Raw genomic sequence first — 12,519 nt, 5'->3', positions numbered from 1 at the left:
TATGCTTGTAAGAGGAGTCGAAGATGAAAAACCTGACGCGAAATACCGATGACGATCGCTGGCTGGCCGTGCTGGCCCGCGATCTGACTGCCGACGGACAATTTGTTTTTGCAGTCCGCACAACCGGCATCTTCTGCCGTCCGTCCTGCCGTGCGCGCCACGCGCTGCGTAAAAATGTCTGTTTCTTTCCCGATGCGATTCATGCTGTGCAGGCCGGATACCGGGCCTGCAAACGCTGTTTCCCGGATAAAGCCGATCCACAGGCGTATCGGGTGGCAAAAGTCGAAAAAGCCTGCCGCCTGCTCGAACAGGATCGCCCCTTAACGCTGGATGCGCTGGCGCAACAGGTGGGAATGAGTCCGTACCACTTTCATCGACTGTTCAAATCCCTGACGGGCATGACGCCAAAAGCCTGGCAACAGGCCGCGCGGGCTGAACGCCTGCGTCGGGCATTAATGGAAGGGGAGACCGTCACCGCGTCGGTGCTGGCGGCCGGGTTTCCCGACAGCAGTAGTTATTACCGGAAAGCCGATGAGGCGCTGGGCATGACCGCCAGACAGTACCGCAGCGGCGGAAATCATCTTGCGGTGCGCTTCGCAATCAGTCATTGCTCGCTGGGACGCTGTCTGGTGGCGGAAAGCGAGCGGGGAATTTGTGCCTTGCTACTGGGTGATGATGATACGGCGTTACTGGCCGAACTCACCTTGATGTTCCCCCATGCCCGGTACGAGTCGCAAAACGAGGATTTTACCCGGCGAGTAGGCCAGGTCATTGCCCGCGTGGATAATCCGGATGCATCGCTGGCGCTGCCGCTGGATATTCGCGGCACGGCTTTCCAGCAGCAGGTCTGGCAGGCGCTACGCGCCATTCCCTGTGGTGAAACGGCCAGCTATCGGCAGGTGGCTCAAGCCATCGGCAAACCCGATGCCGTGCGTGCCGTTGCAGGGGCCTGCGCCGCCAATAAACTGGCTATTCTTATTCCCTGTCATCGTGTTGTGCGGACTGACGGGGCGTTATCCGGCTATCGCTGGGGCACGGCGCGAAAAGCAGCCTTACTTCAGCGCGAAGCGAAACCACGGGAGGCCTGATGCTCGATCTCTTTGCCGATGCAGAACCCTGGCAGGAACCGCTGGCGCCTGGCGCGGTAATTTTACGACGTTTTGCCCTGTCGCGGGCGGCGGCGCTTTTTCAGGGCATTGATGACGTTGCCGCTGCGGCCCCTTTCCGGCATATGGTGACGCCGGGGGGGTACACCATGTCAGTGGCGATGACCAACTGTGGTGAACTGGGTTGGGCCACCAACGCGCGCGGCTATCTCTATTCCCCGGTCGACCCGCTTACGGGGCTGCGGTGGCCGCAGATGCCGACGGCGCTGAGTGAACTTTGCCATGATGCCGCCGTGGCGGCAGGATATCCCGACTTTCAGCCTGACGCCTGCCTGATAAATCGTTACGCTCCCGGGGCAAAACTTTCGCTGCATCAGGATAAAGACGAAGCCAATTTAGCGGCGCCTATTGTCTCCGTTTCGCTGGGCCTGCCGGCTATTTTCCAGTTTGGCGGGTTAAAACGTCAGGATCCGCTCAGGCGACTGATGCTGGAGCATGGCGATGTGGTGGTCTGGGGAGGCGAATCGCGGCTGTTCTACCATGGGATTCAGCCGCTTAAATCTGGCGAACATCCGCAGGCCGGCGCGTTTCGCTATAACCTGACCTTCCGCCAGGCAGGGAATAGCGAATAAAAATAAGAATTATTCTTGATGTAAACGCCGGGCAGTTTACACTGCTGGCTGTTTTTTATTGTCCGGATTGCTCTGCATGCAACTACTTCTTCTTGTCTGGCGGCAGTACCGCTGGCCCTTTATTGCGGTCATGGCGCTCAGCCTCGCCAGCGCCGCCCTGGGTATTGGTCTGATCGCCTTTATCAACGTGCGGTTGATCGAAATGGTCGACACAACGTTGTCCGTTTTACCGGAATTTCTCGGCTTATTGCTGCTTCTCATGGCCGTGACGCTGGGATCGCAACTGGCGCTTACCGTGCTGGGCCACCATTTTGTCTATCGCCTGCGCAGTGAGTTTATCAAGCGTATTATGGACACCCACGTGGAGCGCGTGGAACAGCTGGGAAGCGCATCGCTTCTCGCCGGGCTCACCAGCGACGTTCGCGCCATCACCATTGCGTTTGTGCGTCTGCCTGAACTGGTTCAGGGGATTATCCTCACCTTTGGCTCTGCGGCTTATCTGGCCTGGCTCTCCACCAAAATGCTGGCGGTTACCGCGCTGTGGATTGTGGTGACCATCTGGGGCGGTTATATGCTGGTAGCGCGGGTGTATAAGCACATGGCCGTACTGCGCGAAACGGAAGATAAACTCTATAACGACTACCAGACGGTGCTGGAAGGGCGTAAAGAGCTCACGCTCAATCGCGAGCGGGCGGAACATATCTTTAATCATCTTTATATTCCGGATGCGCGCGAATATCGCCACCATATTATTCGCGCAGACACCTTCCACCTGAGCGCGGTTAACTGGTCGAATATTATGATGCTGGGCGCCATCGGTCTGGTTTTCTGGATGGCAAACAGTCTGGGCTGGGCGGATACCAACGTAGCCGCTACCTATTCCCTGACGCTCCTCTTTTTACGCACGCCGCTGCTGTCGGCAGTGGGCGCTCTGCCGACGCTGTTGAGCGCGCAGGTGGCCTTCAGGAAGCTAAACAAGTTTGAACTGGCACCGTTCAAAGCCGACTTCCCGCGTCCGCAGGCCTTCCCTGACTGGAAGACGCTGGAGCTTCGCAATGTGACGTTCCATTATCAGGACAACGCCTTCGCGGTCGGACCGGTGAATTTGACCCTGCATCGGGGCGAATTGATATTCCTGATTGGGGGTAACGGCAGTGGGAAATCGACGCTGGCGATGCTGCTGACAGGATTGTACCAACCGCAGTCCGGCGAAATTTTGCTGGATGGCAAACCGGTGTCGGTCGATAAACCTGAAGATTATCGCAAACTGTTTTCCGCGGTCTTTACGGATGTCTGGCTGTTTGACCAGCTCTTAGGGCCGGAGGGCAAAGCCGCCGACGCGGCCCTGGTCGAGAAATGGATGAACCATCTCCAGATGTCGCATAAGCTTGAGCTGAAGGACGGCAAAATCCTCAATCTGAAGCTGTCAAAAGGGCAGAAAAAACGCGTGGCGTTGCTGCTGGCGCTGGCGGAAGAGCGTGACATTATTCTGCTGGACGAGTGGGCCGCCGATCAGGACCCGCACTTCCGTCGCGAGTTTTATCAGGTGCTGTTGCCGCTGATGCAGGCGATGGGCAAAACGATCTTTGCCATCAGCCATGACGACCATTACTTTATCCATGCTGACCGTCTGCTGGAAATGCGCAATGGCGTATTAAGCGAACTGGTCGGTGAAGAACGCGATGCCGCCTCGCGCGATGCCGTGGCGCGAACCGCCTGAGGCTATTTTGCCCGGCAGCTCTCATCTGCCGGGCACAAACTTACCGATTCGCCTGTTTTTCATTCATACCCGCCGGTTGTTTATTATCATTTACATTCCCTCGCGCTATGCTTAACCGCATCTCATTTCATGGATTTATAATTAATGGCCGTAAAAAAGAAAAACAGCGCACGGTTGCGCGACCAGGAGCGTGCCCGCCTTATCTGGCTGCTCACCACTGACAAAGCGGTCACTTCGACGCTATTAGGTAAATTAACCCTGGCTGAGCAATATGACGTCGGTACGTTGGCCGACGATATTGCTGAGGTAGGGGCACTGGTGGCGCATTTGCCGCCACCGGATCTCGCCGATACCCTCGAAGCCTTGCCCTCCGAAGAGCGTCACGCCCTTTGGCGCCTGGTTCAGGATCATGAGCGCGGGCAGGTCTTGCTCGAAGCCTCTGAGAATGTCTGGGACGATCTTATCGATGAGATGAGCGACCACGATATTCTGGAAGCGCTGAAAACCCTGGATATTGATGAGCAGATCTACCTCGTTCAGCACCTGCCGCGTAACCTGACCGGCCGTCTTCTGGCTTCATTGCCGGCTGATGAGCGCGCTCGCGTGCGGCAGGTGATGCATTTCGAGAAGAACAGCGTTGGTGCGATCATGGAATTCGAGGTGATCACCATTCGCCCGGATGTGACGCTGGCCACCGTACAACGCTATTTACGCCGTCTGGGGAAGATGCCGGAAAACACCGATAAACTCTTCGTGACCTCGCGGGATAAAACGCTGTTAGGCGAGCTGGCGCTGCAAACCATACTTCTTAACAGCACGCAGCGTCGGGTGATTGACGTTATGGAAGACGATCCGATGGTCTTCTCGCCCGAAGACGACGCGGAAAAAGCCGCCCGAACCTTTGAACGTGACAACTTAATCAGTGCGGCGGTGATCGATTCGGTCGGGAAACTGATGGGGCGTGTCACCATCGATGAAATTGTTGATGTGGTTTACGAAGAGACGGATAACGACCTGCGCGCCCTGGGCGGCCTGAGCGCGGAAGACGATGTTCATGCTTCTGTGGGTAAGGCGGTCAAAACCCGCTGGGCGTGGCTCGCCGTTAACTTATGTACGGCGTTTATCGCCTCCCGCGTTATCGACGGATTTGAACATACGATTTCGCAACTGGTTGCCCTGGCCTCCCTGATGCCGATCGTGGCGGGGATTGGCGGCAATACGGGAAACCAGACCATCACGATGATTGTCCGCGCGCTGGCGCTGCAACATATTCAGCCTGGTAACTTCACTTTCCTGATATTCAGGGAGATGGGCGTTGCGCTGATCAATGGCCTGGTGTGGGGCGGTATTATGGGCGGTATTACCTGGTGGCTGTATGATGATATGGCTCTGGGGGGCGTGATGATGCTGGCAATGGTACTGAATTTGCTGGTGGCGTCGATGATGGGAGTGATTATTCCGCTGGCGATGACCCGTCTGGGACGCGACCCCGCGGTGGGGTCGAGCGTCATGATCACCGCCATTACGGACACCGGTGGATTCTTTATTTTCCTTGGTCTGGCGACGATATTTCTTCTTTAACCGGCGGCTTGCGTTTAAGGCGGGCAGGGATAATCGCCATGACCACCAGACCGCCCAGAACGCCAATCGCCAGATTACCCGTTGAGACCGTTGCGGCAACGGTAATCAGCATGACAAGGGTTTCGGCGACCGGCGCAGAAGCGACCGTGCCTGGCTGAATGCTGTGCCAGTTGAACGTCTTGAACGCCACAATGGCCATAATCCCCGCCAGCACGGCCATCGGGATTTTGGCCATGACCTCGCTTAGTGCGGTGACCAGAACCAGCAGGACCAGCCCGGCGGCAACCGTTGAAATGCGGCTACGCCCTTTGCCCATCTCCACGTTGACGATGGTTTGGCCAATCATCGCGCATCCCGCAATCCCGCCATAAAAACCAGACATGATATTGGCAACGCCCAGCCCGATGCTTTCCCGGCGTTTGCTCGATGGCGTAGCCGTCAGCTCATCCACCAGTTTTGCCGTCAAAAGCGACTCCATCAGGCCAACGAAGGCGATGCTCAGGGCACAAGGCCAGATAATACTGAGTGTTTGCAGATTCAACGGCACCAGTAGTTCGGTCAAACCCGGTAAGCCCCCGCTCATGGAGCCTTCATCCCCGACGGTTGGCAGGATTTGCCCGCTGGTCACGGTGAACAGGGTCAAAAGAACAATGGCAATCAACGGCGACGGAACGCTTTTAATAAACCGCGGCACCCACAGCACTATTAATAAGGTCAGGACAAACAGGCCGACAATTAATGGGCTTTTTGTCCAGAAATGGGGCACCTGGGCAAAGAAGATCAACACGCCAAGCGCGTTAACAAAGCCGGTCATTACCGCATGCGGAATGAATCGCATCAGCCGCGCCATGCCCATCACGCCAAAGAGAATCTGAATCACACCCGCAAGCACCACCGCAGGCAGAATATACTGAACGCCGTGCTGAGCCACCATCGGGCCTATTACCAGCGCAACGGAACCGGCTGCCGCCGTCACCATAGCCGGACGTCCGCCAAACACGGAGAGCGCCAGGCAGAGCACCACCGAGGCAACCAGACTGACTTTTGGATCAACGCCTGCGACCACGGAAAAAGAGATCACTTCCGGAATCAGGGCCAGCGCGGTAATCACGCCAGCCAGGGTTTCACGCATAAACAGTTTTGGCGAGCGTAATACGGTTGCCACATGACCTTCATCGGTCGACAGGTGAGTAGAGTGGGGTAATGACATAAACATCCGCAGGTTGAGGCAGGCTTCCGTGCGCGCGATCACAAAGTGCAGCATAGTAGCCAGGATTAAGGCATTTGACCAGTCGCTAAACTTAATACCCTTATAAACAATCCATCATTAAATTTCACAATTACAATAATTTCGTAACCTTTAAACGCTTTTTAAAAGTTGTTACCGTTGCCCCGCAGCTTATCTCACCTGCAATTTTCACGTACTTATCATTATACGTAAGGCACAAATGATGAAAAAAATGACTGCCATGCTCTTTTCCATGGCTATCGGGCTTAACGTCGTCTCCATGACGGCGCAGGCTGCGGAGCCAAAAGAGCAGGAAACGGACGTTCTATTAATTGGTGGCGGCGTCATGAGCGCCACGCTTGGCACATACCTGCAAGAATTACAGCCAGACTGGTCGATGACCATGGTTGAGCGCCTGGATGGCGTGGCAAAGGAAAGCTCGAACGGCTGGAATAACGCCGGCACCGGGCACTCGGCGCTTATGGAGCTGAACTACACGCCGCAGAAAAAGGACGGCTCCATTAGCATCGAGAAAGCCGTAGAAATTAACGAAGCTTTCCAGGTTTCCCGTCAGTTCTGGTCTCACCAGGTGAACAACGGCGTGCTGCAAAACCCGCACTCCTTTATCAATACCGTTCCGCATATGAGCTTTGTCTGGGGCGATCGGAACGTTAACTTCCTGCGCGCACGTTACGCGGCGTTACAGCAGAGCAGCCTGTTCCGCGGCATGAAATATTCTGAAGATCATCAACAGATTAAAGAATGGGCGCCGCTGGTGATGGAAGGGCGCGACCCGAATCAGAAAGTGGCCGCTACCCGTACTGAAATTGGAACCGACGTCAATTACGGGGAAATCACCCGCCAGCTGGTTGGCTCTTTGCAAAAGAAAGAGAACTTTAACCTGGCGCTCAACACCGAGGTGCGCGGCTTTAAGCGCAACGCGGATAATAGCTGGAGCGTAACCGTTGCCGACCTGAAGAACAACGAGGCAGAGCACGTCATCAAGGCGAAGTTTGTCTTCATTGGCGCGGGTGGTGCTGCACTGAAGCTGCTTCAGGAAACCGGCATCCCGGAAGCGGATGACTATGCGGGCTTCCCGGTCGGTGGACAGTTCCTGGTGTCTGAAAACCCGGAAGTGGTTAATCGTCATCTGGCGAAAGTGTACGGCCAGGCATCCGTCGGTGCGCCGCCGATGTCTGTTCCGCACATCGATACCCGTATGCTGGACGGCAAACGCGTTGTGCTGTTCGGACCTTTCGCTACTTTCTCGACTAAGTTCCTGAAAAATGGTTCATTGTGGGATCTGTTGAGCTCGACCACGACGTCAAACTTTATGCCAATGGTCGACGTTGGTATGGATAATTTTGACCTGGTGAAATACCTGATTAGCCAGGTCATGCTGTCTGATGACGATCGCTTTGCTTCGTTGCAGGAATATTATCCTCAGGCGAAAAAAGCGGACTGGCGTCTCTGGCAGGCCGGGCAGCGCGTGCAAATTATCAAGCGCGATCCGAAAGAGGGCGGGGTACTGCGTCTGGGTACCGAAGTGGTGAGCGATAAAGAGGGGACCATTGCTGCACTGCTGGGTGCTTCGCCGGGCGCCTCCACCGCGGCCCCGATCATGCTGCACCTGATGGAAAAAGTGTTTAAAGATAAAGTCGCCAGCCCGGAATGGCAGGCGAAACTGAAAACCATTATTCCATCATACGGCACTAAGCTGAACGGTAACGTCGCCGCGACCGAACAGGAGCTGGAGTACACCAGCCGCGTACTGCAACTGCAGTATGTTAAACCGCAGCCGGCCGATGCCGCGCCGCAGGCTCAGCCGCAGGCCAAACCGCAAGCGGAATCTAAGCCCGTCGCGGATATTGCGCTGTAAATAAAAAAAGCCGGGTGAATCACCCGGCTCTTTTTTAACGCGTTACGGCGTTTTCAATCTTCTCTTCGGCTTTCCAGATGCGATATTTCACCTCAACCGTATCTGGCGTATAGACCACAATCGGAAGTTTGCTGTTATAGCGCAACAGGCTGTTTTCACCCAGGTACGCCGTCACAAATTTCTCTTCTTTCTTACCGTCCGGACACGCCATCATGGTTGAAACCGGCGATGTGACCTTATCAAAGACATAGTAATCATAACCCCAGCCTTCAAGGGTTTTGCTCTCCAGCTGACCGCCCAGACGGTGCTGATTGCAGTCCACTTCCAGCGTTTTACCAATCAGCAGCTCGACCTTATAACCCGATTCATCTTCCTGGGCAGGGAGCTGGATAACCTGACGTTTCATGCCTTTTTCGGCCTGCGGGTAAGGCGCGACTTTTTCCAGCGGCTGCGTTTTATCCGTTGTGCTGGCAAATGCGCTGCCACTGACACAGGCTGCGGCGAGCAGGGCAAGAGCGAATGTAGGTGCGTTTTTCACAGTTCTTCCTTTATGTTAAAACGATCGATATAAGGCTAACACAGTGCGCCGCAGTCGTCGGTTCGATTTACTTAAATTTTCACATTTAATAGCGTATTAAACTGCCTGTTTAGCTTTGGTTTGGATGAAAATGCTGATGTGGAATCGTCAGGTCGATCGTGTTAGGGTTAGCGGGAAATAATGTTATTCAACTGTGAAGGGAAGAATCATGGTCCGCGAAAAGCTTAACACTCCTGAAGGCAGGAAGTTTTTACTGGCGCTGTTTGTTGTGTTTTTGATTGCCGCAGCCGGCGTCGGACGCGCGACCATTGTGGGCGTCATTGAGCAGTACAACATTCCGCTCTCCCAGTGGACGACCAGTATGTTTGTGCTGCAGTCGGCGATGATATTTGTCTACAGCCTGGTCTTCACCGTTCTGCTGGCTATCCCGCTGGGAATTTATTTTCTGGGTGGAAAAGAGAAACAGTAGGCGAGTCAGAAACAAAAAAACCAACCCTGAGGGTTGGTTTTTTTATAGGGATTTTTGGTCGGCACGAGAGGATTTGAACCTCCGACCCCCGACACCCCATGACGGTGCGCTACCAGGCTGCGCTACGTGCCGACGCATTGCAAATTATCCTACCTGTTTTTTTGCTGAATGCAAGAAAACAGGTTACTAAACGATTAATAATTAATCAGTTAGCGATAAAGCGCTTTTCATCCGTGAGCACCTGCAGCAACAAACTCAACTGCGGTTTTTGATCTTTAATTTTTTCGCCGTTCAGATTGTAGGTCTGGTAGGTCCCGTTGCTGTTCAGCACCAGCGTAAACGCCGGTGTGGTCACGGCAAGCGTATGACTGTTGGCCGCGGTGACCCAGTTATGGCGGCGCGTGGCGCTAAACAGATCCTGCCCCTGCGAATACTCAATGGCTGGCGTGCTCACATGCAGCAGGCGTTGCATCAGCGTGGTCATCACATCTTTGTGATCGGTCAGCATAGTAATGTGTTGCGCAGGCGTGCCCGGCCAGTGGATCACCAGCGGAACGTGCAGGTTAGGGCGAGCCCAGTTAGTGTCTTTGACTTCATCGCCCAGAGGAACGCCATGGCCTGCCGTCACGATCACGACGGTATTTTCAAGCTTGCCTGCATCCTGTAAGGCCTTCAGGACGCGACCAATCTGGTTATCCACTTCTTCTGCTGCACGATGGTAACGGCGGGTGAAACCCTTCTGCTGTGTATCATCCAGCGTGGTGCCATTCAGGGCGACCCAGGAGAACCAGCGGTTATCTTCCTGCGCGTAGCGGTTTAACCAGTTTATCCACTGGCTGGCCGTCTGCTCATCAGACTGGCTACGTGCCGCAGGCAGTGAGAAATCAGAGAGCAATGCCTGACGATAGAGTGGGCTGGTGAAGCCGTCTGAAGAGAACAGACCCAACTGATAGCCTTGCTGGTTCAACGAGGTGATCAGCGCGGCGGGCGTGCGGGAAGACAACACGCCGTCCATATAGCTTGGCGAAATACCGTAGAACAGGCCGAAGATGCCCGCATCAGTATTATTCCCCGAGCTCATATGCTGGGTAAAACTGATATTCTTCTCGGCAAAGTCCGCCAGGACAGGCATTTGTTTCTCAAAGCGCGAGTAGTTCAGCCCGTCTACGGTTATCAGCAGCACGTTCTGACCACGGCCCATATCGCGGTAGCGTAAATCACTGAGCGGATACTGGACTGACACCGCTTCGGGGTTGCCTTGCTCGACCAGTCGACGCTGATACTCCTGCGCATCGAGCAGGCCGTGTTTCTCGAGGAAGCGACGGGCCGTCATCGGATAAGAGAGCGGCAGATTGGCGCGCTGCATCGTCACAGGACGATAGAAATTGGCATCCGCCCAGATATACATGACGTGTGAGCTGATAAAGGCGACGAAAAACAGCGCTGCCACAGGTTTGGCGTAGTGACGACGGCGGGTCAGGCTCCGAAGCTTTTGCCAGCTCCAGGTGGCAAACAGCATCTCAATCAGCAGGATAATGGGCACACTGATAAACATCAGCTGCCAGTCGCGCGCGGTTTCGTTCTGGTCAGGGTTAATGACCAGTTCCCAGACGATGGGGTTGAGATGCAGGTGGAAACGGGTAAAGACTTCGCTGTCGATCAGCAGTAACGTCATGCCGATCGTGGCGAGGATGGCCGATAAAAATCGCATCAGCCGCTGCGACATCACAACGAATGTCAGCGGGAAAAGAATCAGCAAATAGGTGGCGAAAACCAGGAAGCTAAAATGACCCACAACGCTAATCCAGGAGTATACACGCCCGGTTAATGTCGTCGGCCAGTCGGCCACGAACAGATAACGGCTGCCAATCACCATGGCCAACAGAATGTTGAACAGGGCAAACCAGTGCCCCCAGCTGACCATCTGGGAGACTTTTTCGCGGTAGCGCTGACGATTCGTCACCATAAACTGTTGTTCGTTTCCCTTAATGCGCCTGGTCGTCGCTCACTGAAGACTGCAAGGCCTGGGCGAAGGATTTGGCGATCGCCTGACGTTGAGCCGGAGCCACGCTGGTATTGATAAGGTTAGTGACCATATTTCCCAAAACCATCAGGGAGAGATCGGTCGGCGTTTTATGTTTTTCCAGTACGTTGACCAGCTCACTGAGCAGTTGTTCAACGTGTTCGTCACTGTAGCGGGAATGTTGTGGCATAAATCAAAATCATTTCGTTGATGAAAGGGCAACATAGTACCGTAGCGACAGCTTTTTTTCCCCTTTTTTATCTTCTATTGCACACATGCGTTGGTGGTGGTTGAATACCGCCCGGTCTAACAGGAGAGTTTATCATGAGTCTGGATATCAACCAGATTGCCCTTCACCAGCTTATCAAGCGTGATGAGCAAACCCTTGAGCTGGTGCTGCGCGATTCGTTACTTGAACCAACGCCTACCGTTGTAGAGATGATGGCAGAATTACACCGCGTCTACAGCGCCAAGAATAAAGCCTACGGCATGTTTAATGAGGACAGCGAGCTGGCGCAAGCTTTGCGCCTGCAGCGTCAGGGCGAAGAAGAATTTTTGCCGTTCAGCCGTGCGGCGACCGGACGCTTACGTGACGAGCTGGCAAAATATCCCTTTGCGGAGGGCGGTATCGTCCTGTTCTGTCAGTATCGCTATCTGGCCGTAGACTACCTGCTGGTGACCGTGCTGAACAACCTTAGCAGCATGCGCGTCAATGAGCAGCTGGATATCAGTTCGACCCATTACCTGGATATCAACCACGCGGATATCGTGGCGCGTATCGATTTGACGGAGTGGGAAACAAATCCGGAATCAACGCGCTATCTCACCTTCCTGAAAGGGCGCGTTGGCCGTAAAGTCGCTGACTTCTTTATGGACTTCCTCGGGGCCAGCGAAGGCCTGAACGCAAAAGCGCAGAATAAAGGCCTGCTGCAGGCGGTAGATGATTTCACCGCAGAAGCGCAGCTGGACAAATCTGAACGCCAGACCGTGCGTCAGCAGGTGTACAGCTATTGCAACGAACAGCTTCAGGCAGGGGAGGAGATTGAACTGGAATCGCTCTCAAAAGAGCTGGCGGGCGTTAGCGAGGTGAGCTTCCACGAGTTTACGGCGGATAAGGGGTACGAGCTGGAAGAGAGCTTCCCGGCGGATCGCAGCACGCTGCGCCAGTTAACCAAATTCGCCGGTAGCGGCGGTGGGTTAAGCATTAACTTTGATGCCATGCTGTTGGGGGAACGTATCTTCTGGGATCCGGCAACCGACACGCTGACGATCAAAGGCACGCCGCCCAATCTGCGCGATCAGCTTCAGCGCCGGACGTCAGGCGGGAAATAGCCGCCATAAAA

Annotated in this window: 11 protein-coding genes and 1 tRNA gene; 7 read left to right on the top strand and 5 right to left on the bottom strand. The window is 54.7% G+C overall.

The annotated features are described in order from the left end of the window. Window positions 1-23 precede the first annotated feature (23 nt). The 4 genes from ada to mgtE all read left to right on the top strand — a co-directional run bounded on the left by ada (window position 24) and on the right by mgtE (window position 5,039). Window positions 24-1,088: a bifunctional DNA-binding transcriptional regulator/O6-methylguanine-DNA methyltransferase Ada gene (gene ada / locus LZP96_RS14085; protein ID WP_258926113.1), complete on the top strand. Its 1,065-nt coding sequence runs from the start codon at window positions 24-26 to the stop codon at window positions 1,086-1,088. Beyond that, window positions 1,088-1,738 carry a DNA oxidative demethylase AlkB gene (gene alkB / locus LZP96_RS14080; RefSeq protein ID WP_258926112.1) on the top strand — a complete coding sequence of 217 codons (651 nt, stop codon included), beginning with the start codon at window positions 1,088-1,090 and terminating at the stop codon, window positions 1,736-1,738. The genes ada and alkB overlap by 1 nt, the downstream gene beginning before the upstream one ends. 76 nt (window positions 1,739-1,814) lie before the next feature. Next, window positions 1,815-3,458 (top strand): multidrug ABC transporter permease/ATP-binding protein, encoded by a 1,644-nt coding sequence (locus LZP96_RS14075; RefSeq protein WP_064326793.1) that lies wholly within the window; start codon window positions 1,815-1,817, stop codon window positions 3,456-3,458. Window positions 3,459-3,602: 144 nt separating this feature from the next. Continuing rightward, the gene (gene mgtE / locus LZP96_RS14070) at window positions 3,603-5,039 is read left to right on the top strand and encodes a magnesium transporter (protein ID WP_258926111.1); all 1,437 of its coding nucleotides are present in this window, start codon (window positions 3,603-3,605) and stop codon (window positions 5,037-5,039) included. Here the strand turns inward: mgtE and LZP96_RS14065 are convergent. After that, the gene (locus LZP96_RS14065; protein ID WP_258926110.1) at window positions 5,002-6,303 is read right to left on the bottom strand and encodes a SulP family inorganic anion transporter; all 1,302 of its coding nucleotides are present in this window, start codon (window positions 6,301-6,303) and stop codon (window positions 5,002-5,004) included. The genes mgtE and LZP96_RS14065 overlap by 38 nt on opposite strands. A 187-nt stretch (window positions 6,304-6,490) precedes the next feature. Between LZP96_RS14065 and mqo the strand changes: the two genes are divergently transcribed. Beyond that, window positions 6,491-8,146, top strand: coding sequence for a malate dehydrogenase (quinone) (gene mqo, locus LZP96_RS14060; protein WP_064326790.1), 1,656 nt, complete (start codon window positions 6,491-6,493; stop codon window positions 8,144-8,146). Window positions 8,147-8,180: 34 nt separating this feature from the next. Here mqo and eco read toward each other — a convergent pair whose 3' ends face one another. Further along, complete coding sequence (eco, locus tag LZP96_RS14055) at window positions 8,181-8,684, bottom strand: serine protease inhibitor ecotin (RefSeq protein ID WP_064326789.1); 504 nt, start codon at window positions 8,682-8,684, stop codon at window positions 8,181-8,183. Between the two features lie 208 nt (window positions 8,685-8,892). Here eco and LZP96_RS14050 point away from each other — a divergent pair, with 208 nt between their 5' ends. Next, window positions 8,893-9,153, top strand: a complete 261-nt coding sequence (locus LZP96_RS14050) for a DUF2534 family protein (protein ID WP_064326788.1) — start codon at window positions 8,893-8,895, stop codon at window positions 9,151-9,153. Between the two features lie 55 nt (window positions 9,154-9,208). On the opposite strand, the gene LZP96_RS14045 is transcribed toward LZP96_RS14050, so the two are convergent. The 3 genes from LZP96_RS14045 to LZP96_RS14035 form a co-directional block, all read right to left on the bottom strand. Next, window positions 9,209-9,285: transfer RNA gene (locus LZP96_RS14045), tRNA-Pro, on the bottom strand. Window positions 9,286-9,358: 73 nt separating this feature from the next. Then, window positions 9,359-11,119: an LPS biosynthesis-modulating metalloenzyme YejM gene (gene yejM, locus LZP96_RS14040; protein ID WP_064326787.1), complete on the bottom strand. Its 1,761-nt coding sequence runs from the start codon at window positions 11,117-11,119 to the stop codon at window positions 9,359-9,361. 19 nt (window positions 11,120-11,138) lie between these two features. Next, on the bottom strand, window positions 11,139-11,366 hold the full coding sequence (locus tag LZP96_RS14035) for a YejL family protein (RefSeq protein ID WP_001135586.1): 228 nt from the start codon (window positions 11,364-11,366) through the stop codon (window positions 11,139-11,141). Window positions 11,367-11,500: 134 nt separating this feature from the next. On the opposite strand from LZP96_RS14035, the gene yejK reads away from it, so the two are divergent. Further along, window positions 11,501-12,508, top strand: a complete 1,008-nt coding sequence (gene yejK, locus LZP96_RS14030) for a nucleoid-associated protein YejK (RefSeq protein WP_064326786.1) — start codon at window positions 11,501-11,503, stop codon at window positions 12,506-12,508. Window positions 12,509-12,519 lie beyond the last annotated feature (11 nt).

Origin of the sequence: Huaxiibacter chinensis (assembly GCF_022171985.1) — a bacterium.
In the GTDB taxonomy this organism is placed as follows: Bacteria; Pseudomonadota; Gammaproteobacteria; order Enterobacterales; family Enterobacteriaceae; genus Enterobacter; species Enterobacter chinensis_A.
The sequence above is the reverse complement of the archived record's forward strand: the minus strand, read 5'-3'. Positions and strand labels throughout refer to the sequence as shown.